This window comes from Pseudomonas sp. HLT2-19-2 (assembly GCF_054898005.1).
Window position 1 is genome coordinate 1,859,446 of sequence record NZ_CM142712.1, and the last position, 17,522, is coordinate 1,876,967.

The 17,522-nt window shown below is 56.7% G+C and carries 16 protein-coding genes and 2 pseudogenes; 6 read left to right on the top strand and 12 right to left on the bottom strand.

Translation table 11 applies throughout. The features are described from left to right. The first annotated feature begins 75 nt into the window (after positions 1-75). Positions 76-1,257, top strand: coding sequence for a CaiB/BaiF CoA transferase family protein (locus tag ACYZTU_RS08565; RefSeq protein ID WP_461969389.1), 1,182 nt, complete (start codon positions 76-78; stop codon positions 1,255-1,257). 108 nt (positions 1,258-1,365) lie between these two features. On the opposite strand, the gene ACYZTU_RS08570 is transcribed toward ACYZTU_RS08565, so the two are convergent. Beyond that, positions 1,366-1,860 carry a SprT family zinc-dependent metalloprotease gene (locus ACYZTU_RS08570; protein WP_461969391.1) on the bottom strand — a complete coding sequence of 165 codons (495 nt, stop codon included), beginning with the start codon at positions 1,858-1,860 and terminating at the stop codon, positions 1,366-1,368. Positions 1,861-2,017: 157 nt separating this feature from the next. Further along, a complete protein-coding gene (locus ACYZTU_RS08575; RefSeq protein ID WP_461969393.1) occupies positions 2,018-2,620 on the bottom strand; it encodes a Yip1 family protein in 603 nt (200 codons plus the stop codon). A 267-nt stretch (positions 2,621-2,887) separates the two neighbouring features. Between ACYZTU_RS08575 and ttcA the strand changes: the two genes are divergently transcribed. Together ttcA and ACYZTU_RS08585 are read left to right on the top strand one after the other, a co-directional pair. Beyond that, the gene (gene ttcA / locus ACYZTU_RS08580; protein WP_461969395.1) at positions 2,888-3,712 is read left to right on the top strand and encodes a tRNA 2-thiocytidine(32) synthetase TtcA; all 825 of its coding nucleotides are present in this window, start codon (positions 2,888-2,890) and stop codon (positions 3,710-3,712) included. Positions 3,713-3,779: 67 nt separating this feature from the next. Next, complete coding sequence (locus tag ACYZTU_RS08585) at positions 3,780-4,454, top strand: DNA-3-methyladenine glycosylase I (protein ID WP_461969397.1); 675 nt, start codon at positions 3,780-3,782, stop codon at positions 4,452-4,454. 123 nt (positions 4,455-4,577) lie between these two features. Here ACYZTU_RS08585 and ACYZTU_RS08590 read toward each other — a convergent pair whose 3' ends face one another. Genes ACYZTU_RS08590 through arsC form a run of 3 tightly spaced genes read right to left on the bottom strand, consistent with a single transcriptional unit; the run spans position 4,578 to position 5,951 of the window. Next, positions 4,578-5,003, bottom strand: a complete 426-nt coding sequence (locus tag ACYZTU_RS08590; protein WP_282375638.1) for a DUF2069 domain-containing protein — start codon at positions 5,001-5,003, stop codon at positions 4,578-4,580. A gap of 1 nt (position 5,004) precedes the next feature. Further along, positions 5,005-5,601, bottom strand: a complete 597-nt coding sequence (gene wrbA, locus ACYZTU_RS08595; protein WP_461969399.1) for an NAD(P)H:quinone oxidoreductase — start codon at positions 5,599-5,601, stop codon at positions 5,005-5,007. Then, positions 5,598-5,951, bottom strand: a complete 354-nt coding sequence (gene arsC / locus ACYZTU_RS08600; protein ID WP_461969402.1) for an arsenate reductase (glutaredoxin) — start codon at positions 5,949-5,951, stop codon at positions 5,598-5,600. The genes wrbA and arsC overlap by 4 nt, the downstream gene beginning before the upstream one ends. Positions 5,952-6,065: 114 nt before the next feature. On the opposite strand from arsC, the gene ACYZTU_RS08605 reads away from it, so the two are divergent. Next, positions 6,066-6,533: a redoxin domain-containing protein gene (locus ACYZTU_RS08605; RefSeq protein ID WP_461969404.1), complete on the top strand. Its 468-nt coding sequence runs from the start codon at positions 6,066-6,068 to the stop codon at positions 6,531-6,533. Between the two features lie 111 nt (positions 6,534-6,644). Here the strand turns inward: ACYZTU_RS08605 and ACYZTU_RS08610 are convergent, their stop codons facing one another. The 4 genes from ACYZTU_RS08610 to ACYZTU_RS08625 form a co-directional block, all read right to left on the bottom strand. After that, on the bottom strand, positions 6,645-7,049 hold the full coding sequence (locus ACYZTU_RS08610; RefSeq protein WP_461969405.1) for an META domain-containing protein: 405 nt from the start codon (positions 7,047-7,049) through the stop codon (positions 6,645-6,647). Beyond that, positions 7,049-7,483 (bottom strand): hypothetical protein, encoded by a 435-nt coding sequence (locus tag ACYZTU_RS08615; protein ID WP_461969407.1) that lies wholly within the window; start codon positions 7,481-7,483, stop codon positions 7,049-7,051. The genes ACYZTU_RS08610 and ACYZTU_RS08615 overlap by 1 nt, the downstream gene beginning before the upstream one ends. Positions 7,484-7,560: 77 nt before the next feature. Then, complete coding sequence (locus ACYZTU_RS08620; protein ID WP_461969409.1) at positions 7,561-8,553, bottom strand: 2-hydroxyacid dehydrogenase; 993 nt, start codon at positions 8,551-8,553, stop codon at positions 7,561-7,563. Between the two features lie 21 nt (positions 8,554-8,574). Beyond that, positions 8,575-11,328: a response regulator gene (locus tag ACYZTU_RS08625; RefSeq protein WP_461969411.1), complete on the bottom strand. Its 2,754-nt coding sequence runs from the start codon at positions 11,326-11,328 to the stop codon at positions 8,575-8,577. A 26-nt stretch (positions 11,329-11,354) separates the two neighbouring features. Between ACYZTU_RS08625 and ACYZTU_RS08630 the strand changes: the two are divergent. Further along, positions 11,355-11,741 (top strand): annotated as a pseudogene (locus ACYZTU_RS08630) (response regulator); the annotation flags it as partial. Positions 11,742-11,909: 168 nt separating this feature from the next. Next, positions 11,910-12,548: pseudogene (locus tag ACYZTU_RS08635) on the top strand (histidine kinase sensor domain-containing protein); the annotation flags it as partial. Between the two features lie 356 nt (positions 12,549-12,904). Here the strand turns inward: ACYZTU_RS08635 and ACYZTU_RS08640 are convergent. From ACYZTU_RS08640 to ACYZTU_RS08650, 3 genes are read right to left on the bottom strand one after another with little or no spacing between them, the layout of a single operon-like run. Next, positions 12,905-14,218, bottom strand: a complete 1,314-nt coding sequence (locus ACYZTU_RS08640) for a TolC family outer membrane protein (protein WP_461969413.1) — start codon at positions 14,216-14,218, stop codon at positions 12,905-12,907. An 8-nt stretch (positions 14,219-14,226) separates the two neighbouring features. After that, entirely contained in the window at positions 14,227-16,302 is a 2,076-nt protein-coding gene (locus ACYZTU_RS08645; protein ID WP_461969415.1) for a peptidase domain-containing ABC transporter, read from the bottom strand. Positions 16,303-16,334: 32 nt separating this feature from the next. Further along, entirely contained in the window at positions 16,335-17,489 is a 1,155-nt protein-coding gene (locus ACYZTU_RS08650; RefSeq protein ID WP_461969417.1) for a JmjC domain-containing protein, read from the bottom strand. Positions 17,490-17,522 lie beyond the last annotated feature (33 nt).

Here is a 17,522-nt window from a genome sequence, read left to right on the forward strand (position 1 = left end):
GCGCCTGACGCATAAGGTGATTGCTGCAATGCCAATGGCTGCCTAGTCTGAGGGCATCGTTTACGGAGATCACCCATGCTCGGTCCACTGGCATCACTCAAGGTTCTGGATTTCTCGACACTGCTGCCGGGGCCGTTCGCCTCACTGTTGCTGGCGGACATGGGCGCCGAGGTGCTGCGCATCGAATCACCGACTCGCATGGACCTGCTGCGGGTATTGCCGCCCCATGACAAGGGTGTTTCCGCCAGTCACGCCTACCTCAATCGCAACAAGCGCAGCCTGGCGCTGGACCTCAAGCAACCTGAGGCGCTGGAGGTGATCAAGCAGTTGCTGCAAAACTACGACATCGTGCTGGAGCAGTTCCGCCCCGGTGTGATGGAGCGTTTGGGCCTGGGTTATGACGCCTTGAAAGCGATCAATCCGAAACTGATCTACGTGTCGATCACCGGTTACGGCCAGACCGGTCCCTACAAGGACCGCGCCGGCCACGACATCAACTACCTGGCGCTGGCCGGGCTGACGAGCTACACCGGCCGCGCCGAAAGCGGACCGCTGCCGTTGGGTATGCAAGTGGCGGATATCGCCGGTGGCTCGTTGCACGGGGTGATCGGGCTGCTGGCGGCGGTCATCGCCCGGCAGCAAACCGGGTTGGGGCAACATCTGGATGTGAGCATGACCGACTGCGCGTTCAGCTTGAACGCCATGGCTGGCGCCGGGTACCTGGCCTGTGGTGAGGAGCCGGGGAGGGAGGATCAGATGCTCAATGGCGGCAGCTTCTACGACTATTACCGTTCGCGCGATGGGCGTTGGTTGTCGGTGGGTAGTCTGGAGCCGGCGTTCATGCAGCAACTGTGTACGGCTCTGGGACGGCCGGAACTGGCAGCCCAGGGCCTGTCACCCAAACCCGCCGAGCAACAGGCGCTGAAGAATGCGTTGAAGGTTGAATTCGAGAAACATGACTTTGCCGAGTTGTGCGAATTGTTTGCCGGCGTCGATGCTTGCGTGGAGCCGGTGTTGAGCCTGGGCGAGGCGGTGCGGCATCCGCAGTTTAAGGCGCGGGAACGGGTGACTGAAGTGCCGCGCGAGGATGGGACGAGTCAGGCGCAGATGGCGTGTCCTTTGAAGTTTTCAGAGGGGTTGCCTGAACCACGGTTTGTCGGCGCGACGCTGGGGCAGCATACCGATCAGGTGTTGGGGGAGTTGGGGTATAGCGCTGAGTGCATCGAAGCGTTGCGGCGTGCCAAGGTGATTCTCTAGCGGCTGTACTGGCCTCTTCGCGGGCAAGCCTCGCTCCTACGGGGCAATGCAAGACCGTAGGAGCGAGGCTTGCTCGCGAAGGCGTCCTCAAAAACAGTGAAAATCTAACTACTCGACCCGCATCTCCCCACTGAACACCAACGTACTCCGACAGCGCCGACACAAATACCGCCGCCCCTGGCGCACCAAACCATGACGCTGGGCCGAAAACGGGAAATCGCTGTCCGCACACGGGCATTTGTAGATGTAGCGGGTCACGCTGCGACGTTTGACGTCGTAGGTGTGGCAGCGATTGGGCGGCAGTTCGTACACGCCGCGCATGATCAGTTGCCACTCTTCGCCATGCGGCTGAATTCGGTCGCCGAACAATTGATGGGCGATCAGGTGCGCAACCTCGTGGGCCACGGTTTGCTTGAGGAAGTCCTCGGTGTTTTCCCGGTACAGCTGCGGATTGAAGCGCAGCAGGTTCTCGTGCAAATGCGCAACACCGGCTTTTTGACCGCGCAGCTTGAGGCTCACCACGGGGCGTTTGAAAGGTCGTTTGAAAAAGGATTCAGCGAGTCGGTAACAGTCTTCGATGCGGGTATTGAGTTGCTCGGGCATGCTTGATGGATCTCCAGAGGCGTCGAGTATGCCGCAACCCTCGGGACTTGCGAATCGCTCAGGCGCCGAATGGTCGTCGCTCCTGCTCTTTCTTAGAGAGTAGAAGGCCGCCTTGCGGCGGCCTGTGTTGGCAGATCTAGTTTTGGGTGATGTGTAGCTAATTTGTATAGACCGGCCCCACGCCGAGTCCCCAGACAATCACAGTGAACGCCATGATGGCCACTAGCACCACCAGGCCTACGGCAAGCACCGAACTCGAAAACAGGAATCCCTCGTCTGATGGAATGTTCATGAAAGTGGGTAGCCCCACATACAGCAGGTACACCGTGTAACAGATGGCCGCGGTGCCGACGACCATCCCAAGCCACATGTGTGGGTACAGCGCCGCCAGACCGCCGATAAACAGCGGTGTCGCGGTGTAGGTCGCAAAGGCAACGCAGCGTGCCAGGCTTGGGTTGGCGTCATAGGTGCGAGCCATCCAGTGGATGAACGCGCCCATTACCGCCACACCGCCGAGCATCGCCAGGTACGACATGATCGTCATCCATAACGCGCTCTCCACAGTCAGCATCACCGGCGCGCGGCTGCCGATGACCCAGCCGACCTGAGTGGTGCCGATAAACGCCGACACTGCGGGGATCGCCGCCAGAATCAGGGTGTGGGTGAGATACATGTGGCTGATGCTTTCCTCCTGGTCGCCACGGATCTCTTTCCATTCTTGGTCAGGGTGGGTGAAGAGCCCCACTACGTGATGGATCATGCCAGTCACTCCTCTTGTTTTACCGTCGCCCCCCAGTGGAGCGCCTACGGGCCAAAGTGGCCGAGTAAGGAAAGGTCTGGATATGTGTATGACCTTATGTCGCAGTATAGAAAGGTCTTCACGGCGCAGGTTGTAGGGCGTTAGAGCAAATTGCGCTGTAAACACGCCTGTTAATCGCCGCAGGGTCTGTCGCTTGGAGGCTCTTCGCCCCCGAAGCGTTTTTGCGTAAAATGCCGACCTTTCGTCACACCTCACGGATTTCGCGTCATGGGCACTCTTACGGTCAACCAGAACAAACTGCAAAAGCGCCTTCGCCGCCAGACCGGTGAGGCTGTTGCCGATTTCAACATGATTGAAGACGGCGACAAGGTCATGGTCTGCCTGTCCGGTGGCAAGGACAGCTACACCTTGCTCGACGTGCTGATGCACTTGCAGAAGGTCGCTCCGATCAAGTTCGACATCGTGGCCGTGAACATGGACCAGAAGCAGCCGGGTTTCCCTGAGCACGTGCTGCCGGCCTACCTCAAAGCGCTGGGCATTGAGTACCACATCGTCGAGAAAGACACCTATTCGTTGGTCAAAGAGCTGATCCCGGAAGGCAAGACCACCTGTTCGCTGTGCTCGCGCCTGCGTCGTGGCACGCTCTACACCTTCGCCGATGAAATTGGCGCGACCAAAATGGCCCTCGGTCATCACCGCGATGACATCGTCGAGACCTTTTTCCTGAACATGTTCTTCAACGGTTCGCTCAAAGCCATGCCGCCGAAGCTGCGGGCCGACGATGGTCGCAACGTGGTGATCCGCCCGCTGGCCTACTGCAACGAAAAAGACATCCAGGCCTACTCGGACATCAAGCAATTCCCGATCATCCCGTGCAACCTCTGTGGTTCTCAGGAAAACCTGCAACGGCAGGTGGTGAAGGACATGCTTCAGGAGTGGGAGCGCAAGACCCCGGGCCGGACCGAAAGCATTTTCCGCAGCTTGCAGAACGTGATCCCGTCACAACTGGCGGACCGCAATCTGTTCGACTTCACCAGCCTGCGTATCGACGAAACCGCCATGTCGCGGTTCGTTAACGTAGTCAACCTCTGACGCTTTCTACCGCTCAGACCTACGGCGCTCGCGGGCACCGTTTTCATTTCATTCCTTGGGAGAGGGCATGCGCGATTACAAGTGGCTGCACGAATACTGTCTGAACCGCTTTGGTTCAGCGGCTGAACTGGAAGCCCATCTGCCCGTTCCGAAAACCCCGGCGCAATTACGCAAGATCAGCGACGACCGCTACCTCTCGACCATGGCGCTGCGCGTATTCCGCGCCGGGCTCAAGCACAGTTTGGTGGACGCCAAATGGCCGACGTTCGAAGAGGTGTTCTTCAGGTTTGACCCGGAAAAAGTCGTGCTGATGAGCGCCGAACACCTGGAGCGACTGATGCAGGACGCGCGGATCATTCGCCATCTGGGCAAGCTCAAGAGCGTGCCGCGCAATGCGCAGTTCATTCTGGATGTGGCGCATGAGCAGGGCAGTTTCGGCGCGTTGATCGCCGATTGGCCGGTCACGGATATCGTTGGGTTGTGGACCTACCTGAAAAAGCGCGGTCATCAATTGGGCGGGTTGTCGGCACCGCGATTCTTGCGGATGGTTGGTAAGGATACGTTTGTACCGAGCTACGACGTGGTCGCGGCGTTGAATGCGCAGAAGATAGTCGACAAGGTGCCGACCAGTCTGCGGGATCTGGCCACGGTGCAGGGCGTGTTCAACCAGTGGCATGAAGAGAGCGGTGGGCGGCCAATGAGCCAGATTTCGATGATGCTGGCGTACACAGTGAATCATTGACGAAGATGATCGTTCCCACGCTCTGCGTGGGAATGCCGCCCGGGACGCTCCGCGTCCCTGTGACGCGGAGCGTCACTTGATGCATTCCCACGCAGAGCGTGGGAACGATCACTGTGGGGGCCGTCAGGTGGCGGAGGTTTCGCCTTCACCCGCCAACTTGCGGTTCAACTGAAACCGCCACCGCACATACAGCAGCGCCGAGCAGAACACCGCCAGGCTCGCCCCCATTTCCAGCAAACCAAACAACTGCCGGTTCGGGTCATACGCCGCAAGTGCGCCCTTGATGAAATACAGGTTCACCACAAAACACATCCATGAATGCCCGCGCGCGCTGCCGACAATCATCCCCGGCGCCAGCAACAGCAGCGGCACCAGTTCGATCAGCAGAATCACCCACGGCCTTGCGCCGTGCAGGTCGGCGACCACCAGGTAGTAGGCGCAAAGCAGCCCCACCAGACCGAAAAAGCACAGCAGGCTGATGACGCGCATCGCTCGAACCCTGGGTTCGAGCCATTCGATGGAGGGCAAAATCTTCGGCTTCTTGGCCACGTTAGCGCTCCAGTTTCTGTGCGGTCTTGGCCAAGCGCAGGCCCAGGGCCCGGCATAGCGCGACTTCATGCTCATTCAAACCGAGTTTGCCATCGGCCCCGGCGTGATGGCTGGCGCCGTAAGGCGTGCCGCCGCCACGGGTTTCCAGCAAGGCCGATTCGCTGTACGGCAGGCCGGTGATCAGCATGCCGTGGTGCAGCAATGGCAGCATCATCGACAGCAGCGTGGTTTCCTGGCCACCGTGCAGACTCGCGGTGGAGGTGAAAACCCCGGCCGGTTTGCCCACCAAAGCGCCGGTCAGCCACAGGTTGCTGGTGCCGTCGAGGAAGTACTTGAGCGGCGCGGCCATGTTGCCGAACCGGGTCGGGCTGCCCATGGCCAGGCCTGCGCAGTTTTTCAGGTCGTCGAGGCTGGCGTACAGCGCGCCTTCGTCGGGGATGTCCGGCGAAACCGCTTCGCACTCGGTGGAAATCGGCGGCACCGTGCGCAGGCGCGCTTCCATCCCGGACTGCTCGACGCCTCGGGCAATCTGCCGGGCCATTTCATTGGTCGAGCCGCTGCGGCTGTAATACAGAACCAGAATGTACGGCGTACTCACGGCAGCAACTCCAGCACATTCTCCGGCGGCCGGCCGATGATGGCTTTGTCGCCGACTTCGAGAATCGGGCGCTCCATGAGTTTCGGGTTGGCGGCGATGGCGGCAATCAATTGCGCTTCGCTGAGGCTGCTGTCGGCCAGGTTGAGGGTTTTGTATTCGTCCTCACCGGTACGCAGCAGTTGCCGGGCGCTGATGCCCAGCTTGGTCAGCAGGGCCTGGATTTGCGTGGCGTCCAGCGGGGTGTCCAGGTAGCGGACCACCGTCGGGGTCAGGCCGCGGGCTTCGAGCAGTTCGAGCGCACCGCGGGATTTCGAGCAGCGCGGGTTGTGATAAAGCGTCAGATCGGTCATGTGCGGTTCGCATCTTGCGTAAGGTGACGGCTATTCTAACTGTGCAGCGCGTAATCCAGAACCTTGGGAGGCGATGGGTCGCAGGCGCATTCAATTTTGAACAAGGATCACGACATGACTAGGCGACTGGCAGCGGCATTGGCGATCATCGGTACGTTATTGCTGGGGGGCTGCGGTAACGACTATGGCATCGACCAGAACGGCCAGAAAGTCGCCGCCGAACGTTTGGACAAACAATGGCTGGTGCTCAATTACTGGGCTGAATGGTGCGGGCCGTGCCGAACCGAGATCCCCGAATTGAACACCTTGGCCGATCAACTCAAGGACAAGAAGATTGGGGTGTTCGGGGTCAACTTCGACAACGTGCAGGGCGAAGAGCTGAAAAGCGCCAGCGAGAAGCTGGGGATCAAGTTCACCGTGCTGGCTGCGGATCCGGCGGAGCTTTTTGAATTGCCGCGCAGTGAGGCGTTGCCGGTGACCTACATCATCGATAACAAAGGCAAGGTAAGGGAACAGCTGATGGGTGAGCAGACGGCGGCGGGGGTGATGGCTAAGCTGGAGGCGTTGCAGGCCAAGAACTAAAAGCAAAAGATCGCAGCCTCGCCAAGGCTCGACAGCTCCTACATGGGTTGCCGAACACCCTGTAGGAGCTGTCGAGCCTTGGCGAGGCTGCGATCTTTTCGGGGCTGATGATCAACCCTCTTCAAGCCACCAACGCAACGGCTTCCCTTGCGCCGGCCAGAAACGCATCTGCGCGATCGGCGAGACGTCCCAACGCTGAACGTTTTCCAACGCCTGGAGGAAACGCTTTTCCTGCTCCATCAACGCCGGCGCGCACAATTTGCGGGTGCTGCCGACTTTGCCGAAGCTCAGCTTGTCGCCTTCCAGGGTGTACGGCGCAAACCAGTGGTTGCAGCCGCCGTTGCCATAGGCGCGACCGTCTTCACCGAGGGTGACGGTCAGGTGGCTGTAGTCCATCAACGGACGTTCGCCGATCCACTCCAGAATGTAGCTGCGGTTCTGTTGCAATTGAACCGGCTCGGCGGCGCAGCCCAGCAGGCTGGCGCCAACCATCGCGGTCAGAGCAAGGCGTTTCATCACGCGGGCTCCTGGCATTTCGGGCACAGGTGCTTCTCGGCGGCGGTGGTCCAGCCCAACTCGGCGATCCGTGCAGTGGCAGCCGGCTTTTCAGCCTTGATGCCCAGCTTGGCGTCGACTGCGAACTCGAAGCTCAGCTCTTTGGCGCAGCTGTCGCAGTTGACTTTCCAGGTATGAATCGCCAGTTCGCCGAACACCGGACCACTGGCCACCGCGACCCATTGGCCGGGCGGGTTGATCAGGTGGCGAACCGTTTCGACGGTCAGGCGCATGGACAAGTCCTTGGCACCCTTGAGGGTCACTATCAACACGTCGTTGTTACGAATCGAGCCGCCGTTGCCGGTGACTTGATAACGCCCCGGCACAAGGGCGCGGCATTCGGTGAGGGTGTGTTGCGGGTTCATCAGGCTGTAGCGGAAATCGTGTTCGACCATGGGTCCTCCAAATATGCGCGGCATGCTAGCACGGACATCAGCGCAGCATGGCGCGGGCATGTGACCTTCGATCTGGTTCAGTCACCCTTCACCAGATTCGCTGGCGTGCCCGCCGCCCAGGCCGCGATGTTCTGCAGGGTGGTTGCAGCAATCGCGCCCAGCGCTTCGCGGGTCAGGAAAGCCTGGTGAGCGGTGACGATCACGTTCGGAAAAGTCAGCAGCCGCGCCAGCACATCGTCCTGCAGCGGCAGGTCGGAACGGTCCTCGAAGAACAGCTGCGCCTCCTCTTCATACACATCCAGCCCCAGATAACCCAGTTGACCGTCTTTCAACGCGTCGATCAGTGCCGGCGTGTCCACCAGACCACCGCGTCCAGTGTTGATCAGCATCGCGCCGGGCTGCATGTGCGCCAGTGTCTCGCGATTGATCAAGTGTTTGCTCTGCTCGTTGAGCGGGCAGTGCAGGCTTATGATCTGCGACTCGGCCAGCAGTTGCGGCAGGCTCAGGTAACGGGCACCGAGGGCTTCGACTTGCGGGTTGGGGAAGGGGTCGTAGGCCAGCAATTGGCAGCCAAAGCCGTTCATGATCTTCGCGAAGGTCGCGCCGATCTGTCCGGTGCCGACCACGCCGACGGTCTTGCCCACCAGGTCGAAGCCGGTCAGCCCGTGCAGGCTGAAATCCCCTTCGCGCGTGCGGTTGTAGGCGCGGTGCAGGTGTCGGTTGAGCGCCAGGATCAGCGCCACGGCATGTTCCGCCACCGCGTGGGGCGAGTAGGCCGGGACGCGCACAATCGACAATCCCAGAAGCTTCGCCACCGCCAGGTCGACATGGTTGTAACCGGCCGAGCGCAGGGCGATCAGGCGAGTGCCGCCGGCGGCCAGTCGTTCGAGCACCGGCGCGCTGAGGTCATCATTGATAAAGGCGCAGACCACCTCGTGATACTCCGCCAGCGCCACCGTATCGAGGCTCAGTCGCGCCGATTGAAAGTGCAGCTCGATGCCGGACGGTAGCTCGGCACTGAGAAAACTGTCGCGGTCGTAGGTCTGGCTGCTGAAAAGAATCGTGCGCATGCGGTCCTCCTGGACTATGCATCAAGCATTGATACGGGCATGGGCGGCCAGGCGATTGATGGCCCGGTCGAGGTCCTCCAGCGCGCTGGGGGCTTTCGGGTCCTGTTGCTTGAGCAGGGTTTCGCTGCGCTGGCAGGCAGCGCGCAGTTGCGGGACGCCGCAATAACGCGTCGCACCGTGCAGGCGATGGACTCGCTCGATCAAGGCGTTCTGGTCGTTGTTTTCCCGGGCAAAGCGAATCGCTTCGCGGTCGGCCTCCAGCGACGCCAGCAGCATCGCCAGCATGTCCGCCGCCAGATCAGCCTTGCCGGCGGCCAGGCGCAAACCTTCCTCGTGATCGAGCACCTGCAACTCATGACCGCCGCCGTGGCTGTCGCTGGAGCGCTCTGGTCCATGATTGCGCAGCGCCAGGCCGGTCCACTTCAGCACCACCTGGGCCAGTTGCCGTTCGCTGATCGGTTTGGTCAGGTAGTCGTCCATACCGCTTTGCAGCAGCGCGCGTTTTTCATTGGCCATGGCGTGAGCGGTGAGGGCAACGATCGGCAGCGGCGTGCAATGCCGTTCACTTTCCCACTGGCGAATCGCTTCGGTGCTTTGACGCCCGTCCATGCCGGGCATCTGAACGTCCATCAGCACCAGATCGAAGGTTTCGGTATGCACCGCTTTGACTGCTGCGTAACCGCTTTCCACCGCGAGTACTTTGGCGCCCATGTCTTCGAGCAGGGTTTGCACCAGTAACAGGTTGGCCGGATTGTCGTCGACGCAAAGCACCTTTGGCGCACGGCTGGACAACGGTTCGCCGGGTTCGCTGCGGTGCTGACGCGGGTTGACCAGGTCGGACAAGGCCCGCCGCAGCTTGCGCGTGCAAGCCGGTTTGGCCTGGAGCTGGCTGTGCGGGTTGGGCACCGAGAGGTGGAACAGCGTCTGTTCGGTGGTCGGGCACAATACCAGCACTTTGCAGCCCAAGTGTTCTAGATCCCAGATGTGCTGGTTGAGGCGCTCCGGCGGCATGTCATTGCTGGTGATACCGAGCACCGCCAGGTCGATCGCCTGATCGGTCTGATGTGCACTGGTCACGCCATTGGCCAGGCTTTCCAGGGTCTTGAACGGTGTGACTTCGAGGCCGCAGTCTTCCAGTTGATGCTGCAATGCCTGACGGGCCAGTTCGTGGTTTTCCAGTACCGCCACCCGGCGCCCGAGCAACGGCGGGCCGGGCAGGTCTTCGGCGTCGTCGCGGGTTTTGGGCAGGCTCAGGCTGATCCAGAATTCCGAACCTTCGCCGGGCGTACTGTCGACACCGATCTCGCCGCCCATCTGTTCGATCAGACGTTTGGAAATCACCAACCCCAGACCGGTGCCGCCCGGTTGCCGGGACAGCGAATTGTCGGCCTGACTGAAGGCCTGGAACAAGGCGCGCACGTCCTGGTTCGACAGCCCAATACCGGTGTCCTGAATGCTGATGCGCAGTTGCACGCTGTCTTCATGCTCTTCTTCGAGCATGGCCCGGGCGACGATGGTGCCTTCGCGGGTGAACTTGATCGCGTTGCTGACAAGGTTGGTGAGGATCTGCTTGAGCCGCAGCGGATCACCCACCAGCGACAGCGGCGTATCGCGATAAACCAGGCTCACCAGCTCCAACTGCTTGGCGTGGGCGGCCGGGGCGAGGATGGTCAGCGTGTCCTGGAGCAGGTCGCGCAAGTTGAACGGAATATGGTCGAGCACCAGTTTGCCGGCCTCGATTTTCGAGAAGTCGAGAATCTCGTTGATGATCCCCAACAGGCTGTCGGCGGATTTCTCGATGGTGCCCAGATAGTCGAGCTGGCGCGGGGTCAGTTCGCTTTTTTGCAGCAGGTGGGTGAAGCCAAGAATGCCGTTGAGCGGCGTACGGATTTCATGGCTCATGTTGGCCAGGAACTCGGATTTGATCCGGCTCGCTTCAAGGGCTTCCTTGCGTGCCAGGTCCAGTTCGATGTTCTGGATCTCGATGGTTTCGAGGTTCTGACGCACGTCTTCGGTGGCCTGGTCGATGCTGTGCTGCAATTCTTCCTGCGCATTCTGCAGGGTGCCGGCCATGCGGTTGATGCCGGACGCCAGTTCATCCAACTCATGGCTGCCGAGGGGCGGCAGACGGGTTTCCAGATGACCGTCCTTGAGTTGCGCCACCGCTTGCTTGATCTGGCTCAGCGGCCGATTGATGGTCCGGCCCATGCGCAACGCCAGCAGCGCCGCACCGGCCAGGCCCGCACCGATCAACAGCAGGCTGGCAAACAGGCTGCGGTAACCGCGCAGCAGCATGCCGTTGTGGGACAGTTCGAGTTCGACCCAGCCCAGCAGGCGGTCGGCTTCATCGGGAATCACGTCACCGGCCAGATTGCGGTGCTTGCCGAATACTGGCAGCAAGTAACGCGTCGCGTCATTACCGCTGCGGCGCAGCATCTGCGAACTGTTGCCGACCGGCGCCTGATTGAGCATGGTCGGGCCGGCATGGGCCAACAGGGAGCGGTCGGGCGTGAGGAACGAAACGGCGCGCACGTCTGTTTGTTCGAGGGATTGGGTGGCAATGCGTTCCAGCAGCTCGGTGTTCTTGTGGCCCATGGCCGGGGCCACCAGGGGCGCCAGTTGTTCGGCGATCATCTCGCCACGCTGCATGAGTTGGGTTTGCAGGTCGGATTGCTGCATCCAGGTGAAATAGCCGCCCAGAACCAATGCCATCAGGCTGGTCGGCAACAGGGTCAGCAATAGCACGCGGCCTTTAATTCCCAGTTTCTTGAGCACGCATCTCTCCTGCATCCAGCTATTTAATGACCTGCACGTACTTCCGGCACGCGCCACTTGCGCAGTGTAGCGATTTGCAGGCGGGCAATCCTCGTAAAATTGATGTCGGCATTCGTCGGCTCGTGCTCGGTGCTTATGTTCACGAGCACCTGGGGCGTTGCGGTTTTCAGGTGACCTGGTGCCAGAACGGTCAGGAAGGTCTGACCATCGCCCGCCAGCAAGCCTTCGATCTGGCGTTGATGGATATTCTGCTGCCGGGCCTGGACGGGCTGAACGTGCTGACACAGTTGCGCCAGAGCCATTCCACCCCGGTGGTGCTGATGTCGGCGCTCGGTGCCGAGGCAGATCGCATCAGTGGCTTTCGCCTGGGCGCCGATGATTACCTGCCCAAACCCTTCAGCATGGTTGAGTTGCGGGTGCGCATCGAAGCGATCCTGCGGCGGGTTGCGCTCGACCGCCGGCCAGCGCCGGCACCGATTGCCCCTTTGGCGGGCAGCCTGCGTTTTGACGATGAACGCGGTGATGTCTTTTATGGCGAATACGTCGCCGGCCTGACCCGCAGCGAGTACCGGTTGCTGGAAACGCTGACCCGCTACGCCGCCGAGGCCGAGCAGGCGTGGAGTAGGCATCAGAGTGCAGACGTGGATGCCCGGTTGCAGAGTATCGGCCATCGCGAGTCGACGTGGGTCGGTGTGATTGGCGGCGATTTGCAGTCTTTGAGCAGTTACCCGCTGACGGAAAAAGAAATCCAGCGCCTGACTTTTTTGCGTGGCCTGGATTGGCCGACGAGTCGCCATAGCAAAGGCCGACCGTGGCTGCGCGTGCCTTTTCCCAACGATCCGTCCGCCGGCAGTCTGGTGATCGAACTGCCCCAGCGTTTTATGCCCGGTCGCTACCGGGTGTTCTGGCGGGTGATCACCAATGGCGTGATTCCCGGACTGATCACCTCACTGTTGTGCGTCGGTCTATATCGGTTGCTGGTTGTGCCTTTAAACAGCCTGCGCGAACAGGCCAATGCCTGGCATGCCGACCAGATGAGCGTGCGCCTGTCGAGCCAAACCACCAACCGTTCGGATGAGTTGGGTGAACTGGGGCGGGCCTTCGATCACATGTCCGAGCGCCTGCAAAGCACGGTGGCCCTGCAACAACAACTGCTGCGCGACCTGTCCCACGAATTACGCACGCCCTTGAGCCGTCTGCGGGTGACCAGCGAAAGCGAGTCCCCTTCAAGTCTAAACATACAAGCGAGCTTGCTTGCGATGAGGCCCTCCGATCACCATCACGAAAAAGTCTCACCACTGGTGAGACAATTCCCTGGTCGCACAACCTGATCATTTTTACCCAGAGCAAACTCCGTTCAAAGGCGCACATATCGGACTCAGCGTCACCCAATCGGCAATAGTGTCAGCGCTGCTGACACTATTGCCCTGGACCAAAAACCGTCAGAGAAAGTCGCCCCACTGGTGCGACAATTATCCTAGTCGCACAACTTGATCAATTTTCAGCCAGAGTCAACGCTCGGAAGAGCGTGAGTTCTTCCTGTGTATGTGCAGGAATTGTGTTCGAAGCGCGAGATTTAACCACTCAATAACGCGTTGACTTCAATAATATCGGCTTCACTTAAGGCCCCGACTGTGGCCTTAAGCTGTAGCTGAGCCAGCAGGGTGTCATAACGTGCGCGAGATAACTGTTGAATGATGTCACTCAATTTCCCTTGAGCCTCCAACACATCGATACCTACTCGCATTCCTACTTTGTAGCCGATGGTATTGGAGGCCAGTGCCGAATGTGCGGACGACTTCGCAGCCTCAAGTGCCTTAACCTGCGCCATTCCATCCACCACACCCGACCAAGCCTGTCTGGCTGCGAACACAGCAGCGCGGCGTGCATCCTCCAATTCAAACTCGGTTTTTTCCTGCATTGCCATCGCTTGCCGAGTAGCAGAGCCAATTTTGCCCCCGCTATAAAGTGGTATGTTCAAACGCAGCCCGATACTAGATGAGTCGGTACGATTGATATTGGCATTCGGGTTTTGCTGCATGTTTTGACCGATTACCAGATCAACAATCGGAAAATGTTCTGCTTTTCGGATATGTACTTCGCTACCGGCGATATCTAGGAGTAGCTCTTGAGTTTGCACGCCAAGATTATCCCGCCGAGCCGCCGCTACCCATGTGGCAAGCTCAAATGGTTGCGGAGGTGAAAGAGCCACGCTGTCGTGGAAGCCTTTCAGTGCGCTGGGATTCTGCCCAGTGATTCGAACTAAAGCGAATTGAGCTAGATCAAGATCACTGCTAGCTTTGATAAACTGCGCCGTACTTCGATCAAAACTGGCTTGAGCCTCATGTACATCGATAATGCTGACGTTGCCAATTTCAAACATTTTTTTGGCGCTCGCCAATTGCTCTGTATCCGCGGTGCGCAGATCTCGAACCGCCTCAAGTACGTCAGTTGCATTTAGGATCTCAAAGTAGGCTTGAACAACACGCAGCAGCAAGTCCTGCTCCGCGCGTTCGAACTCAATTTGCGCGTGCACACGATGAAGCTCTCCCTGCTGAAACTGCATCCAATTCTGCCAACGAAAGACTGGCTGTATTAGCTGTATGCCGTAACTACGATTTTGTCTTTTGTGTTGAATGTTACCGTTCGGGACTTGGTAGTCTGTTTCCATCCAATGAATCTGGGCATCTAGCGATACATGGGGCAAAAGCCCAGCTCGGCCTTGTGTTGAACGTTCATATCCTGCGCGTAGTTGGGCTTTTGCCGCAGAGTAATGGGCATCATGAAGTAATGCTTGTCGATAGGTTTGCAGAAGATCAAAGTCGTTGGCCTGAGCGACTACTGCGCCTAGTAACATTGTTGCACCCAATACAATATTTTTGGTCTTCACACGTGAGCCTATGTTCTATCGAGACAAACATCTTCCACGAGCGCCCCATTATCTAGGCAAACAAGGCGCTTAGCGAAAGCGAGGGTTTCACGACGGTGAGCAATAAACACTCGAGTCGTCGGCATTTCGTTTAACGCTTTAGTTATATTCTGTTCACTGTGTAAATCTAGATGGCTAGTGGCTTCGTCCAAAGCAAGTATTTTCGGTTTTCGATATAAGGCTCGCGCTAATAAAATTCGCTGTTTCTCTCCTCCAGAGAGCCCCGTTCCCAACTCAGATACCAATGTCTGGTAGCCCATAGGCATGCTGCCTATAATTTTGTCGATATCTGCAAGTTTGGCTGCTTCTTTCATGCGCTCCTGGCAGAAGTGAGGTTCGAAACAACAGATGTTTTCAGCTAATGAACCGGCCAGCAATTGATCATCTTGCATCACCGATCCGACCAAATTTCGACAAGCCAGATTTCCGAGTTGGCGCGTTGGTATTCCTCCGATCAAAATCTCCCCTTCTGTCGGTGTAAGCAAGCCAAGTAATAACTTGAATAATGTTGTTTTTCCGCAGCCAGAACGGCCGACGATAGCAACTGAGTCTCCTGCGTGGACCATAAGTGAAAGATTCTTAATTACCCAAGGTTCGTTTGGAGCATATCTGAAAGAAATTTCTCTGAATTCAATACTTGGTTCTATACGTTCAAGGTCCATTTCAATTGCTTCGTCCGGCTCTGGTTCTTCTAACGCGATGTCTGCTAGCCGTTCGGTATGGAGCGAAAGCATCCGGATTTCGATGCTCAGATCTATTAGTTTGCTTGCACGTCCAGTGAATTGCCCTTTGTAGGCAATGAAGGCCAATAGCATGCCTAACGATAGTGCGCCGTGTAGTACCGCTAGGCCTCCGACATAGAGAAGTAACATTCCTTCCAGTCCAAATATCAGGGTGTTAAGGCTGGCAAACATCAATAATAGTTTTTGTGTTGTTACATCTCTATTTTGAACGTCGATAATCAGATTTTGCCAGGTTGCCAATCGCAATGTAGTGCCGTTGAATAGCTTGAGAGGTAAAACTGCTCTTATGGTTTCCAGAAAGTACGAATTTTCTCGTGCGCTCAGCGCGATGCGTTCTTCAGAAGCATTGCGCAAGGGAAAGTAAAATACAATTCTTAATATGCAGTATAAGGCTAGCGCGGTTAAAACGATCACTGTTAGTGTTGTGCTGTAAAGAAACATCATGGTCAGAGTAATCAATGTGACCACCCCGTCGAGGATCGCCGTGATTGCACTGTTGGTTAAAACGTTGCGAATAGCGGAAAGCGATTGAAAGCGAGCCGCAATATCCCCAAGTTGACGCTTTTCAAAATACGACCAAGGCAGGCGTAACATATGACTGAATAAGTTTCCAGATAGCTGAATTGCTAATTGTTGACTCAAGCGCAATCCCATCCATCCTTGCGCCATCCTCAGCACAAAACTAGTCACCATTAACAGGCAGCCACCAATTGCCGCTAGCAGCAATAGATCGTGATCCGCCGATACCAGTGCGCCATCTACCACCCACTGAGTTACTTGTGGAGCTAGCAGTGCAACCATTTCTATTCCTAATGCAAGGACGAAAATGTTGGCCAAGGCACGCTTTAATCCTACAACATGTTTAGTGAAATAATTCAGGCGGATCCGAGGCTTCAGAGACTCGGGTTGAAATACCGAATTCGGCGTTAACTCTAATGCTACTCCGGTAAAGTGTTGTGATGATTCAGCGATCGTCATCACTTTTCGACCAGAAGCAGGGTCTAGCAGTATTAGTTTTTGTCCTTTTAATTTCTCCAGTACTACGAAGTGATCAAGGTCCCAGTGCAAGATGCATGGAGTTTTCAGCCTAAATACCTCGTCTAACTCCAAGCGCAGTGGACGAGACGAGAAATTTAGTGAGTGGGCGTAGCGCATCAGTTGAGCTAAGTTTATTCCTTTTAGGGAAATGGAGAAGCGTCTGCGGATATTCGCTAGGTCCAAATGCAATCCATGAAATGCCGCGATCATGACTAGGCAGGCGAGTCCGCACTCCTGCCTTTCTGCTTGTAACGTTACTCGCATAGTTCAGCATGCCCTAAGAAATAAAACTTCAATCAATAATCGAGTATTTCTAAAATGTCTTGCCGGCATAGTTGGGTAATTATCGTGTTTAGTTCGCTGTAGGGGATTTCTGGGAGTTTGTCTCTTAGTTTAACTATGCTGGATCCAGGCGACTCTGCTATGTGTTGAACTATTTTTAAGCTTTTTAAGTCGAGATTTAGTCGAGTGCCGTTAGCAATAATATAACCACTGTCTAAGCCTGGATGACAGATTGCACAAATCCGAACACCAAGGTGCTCGGGCAGTGCGCTGGCGCTAGGATTTCCAAAAAACTCCAGAGCTAATGGTGAATCTATGCGAGTGGCACCGGTAAACTCATCTATGAAGCGGCGATAGTTTTCAGGGTTGTTTATCAACTTATTGATATGATTACCTACGGAGGCGAGAGTTCTACTATCCTGTCGCCAATTATTGAGAGATTTCCGTGAGTCCGCGTAATTTTCAATATGTGTGAATAGCCAAGATAGATAATCTACAGTTAAGGCAGGAAACGTCCCAACGGATAGATGGAACGTTGGCTCTCCCAATGGTAGAGGGTTATGCCACCAACCGCGTGGAATGTATAAGATATCTCCGGCTTCCAAGATAATGTCCATGTAAAAATCTGATGGGCAAGGATGCTGATCTTTGTAGTCTTTGCTTTGTTGAGTAAATATGGGCGATTCCATTGACGGCTCATAAATTATCCAACGCTTACGACCAATCAATTGAATTGCAAACACATCCCGGGTATCCCAGTGGCAGGGAGATGATTCCTTTTCACCTAACGCCACGTAAGCACTACTAACTACCTGTCTTCCAGTAAATACTGCTACTTGTCTTGAAAGTTGGTCGACTTTTCCAGAGTGTTTAATTTTATTAGCGATTAATGTAGCGCCGTTTTTTAAGTACTCATAGACAGTCGGTTTGACAAGTCTATGCCGCAATGTGCCGATTTCTAGGTATTTTTCGGTGTATTTGTGTTTGGGTATCAAACCATTCAGAAATAACTTGAGGTCTTCGGATGCGACGTCACTATTGTTATAGACTTCATTCGCCTCTTGCCAAGGGAAATAGGTTTTAGCGACTGCGCTCTTTATTAGTAGCGGCTTTTTTTCCTGATATTGCTCGGCGAAATCACCAGGAGATATGTTGAATGCGATGCTCATCCGATAGACCTCAAGTGTATTTTAAATATTTGT

Excerpts from the sequence above, each read along its gene's own strand:
- ACYZTU_RS08565 (WP_461969389.1), top strand. The coding sequence starts at position 76 with ATGCTCGGTCCACTGGCATCACTCAAGGTTCTGGATTTCTCGACACTG.
- ACYZTU_RS08570 (WP_461969391.1), bottom strand. The coding sequence starts at position 1,860 with ATGCCCGAGCAACTCAATACCCGCATCGAAGACTGTTACCGACTCGCT.
- ACYZTU_RS08575 (WP_461969393.1), bottom strand. The coding sequence starts at position 2,620 with ATGATCCATCACGTAGTGGGGCTCTTCACCCACCCTGACCAAGAATGG.
- ttcA (WP_461969395.1), top strand. The coding sequence starts at position 2,888 with ATGGGCACTCTTACGGTCAACCAGAACAAACTGCAAAAGCGCCTTCGC.
- ACYZTU_RS08585 (WP_461969397.1), top strand. The coding sequence starts at position 3,780 with ATGCGCGATTACAAGTGGCTGCACGAATACTGTCTGAACCGCTTTGGT.
- arsC (WP_461969402.1), bottom strand. The coding sequence starts at position 5,951 with ATGACCGATCTGACGCTTTATCACAACCCGCGCTGCTCGAAATCCCGC.
- ACYZTU_RS08605 (WP_461969404.1), top strand. The coding sequence starts at position 6,066 with ATGACTAGGCGACTGGCAGCGGCATTGGCGATCATCGGTACGTTATTG.
- ACYZTU_RS08610 (WP_461969405.1), bottom strand. The coding sequence starts at position 7,049 with ATGAAACGCCTTGCTCTGACCGCGATGGTTGGCGCCAGCCTGCTGGGC.
- ACYZTU_RS08615 (WP_461969407.1), bottom strand. The coding sequence starts at position 7,483 with ATGGTCGAACACGATTTCCGCTACAGCCTGATGAACCCGCAACACACC.
- ACYZTU_RS08620 (WP_461969409.1), bottom strand. The coding sequence starts at position 8,553 with ATGCGCACGATTCTTTTCAGCAGCCAGACCTACGACCGCGACAGTTTT.
- ACYZTU_RS08645 (WP_461969415.1), bottom strand. The coding sequence starts at position 16,302 with ATGCGAGTAACGTTACAAGCAGAAAGGCAGGAGTGCGGACTCGCCTGC.
- ACYZTU_RS08650 (WP_461969417.1), bottom strand. The coding sequence starts at position 17,489 with ATGAGCATCGCATTCAACATATCTCCTGGTGATTTCGCCGAGCAATAT.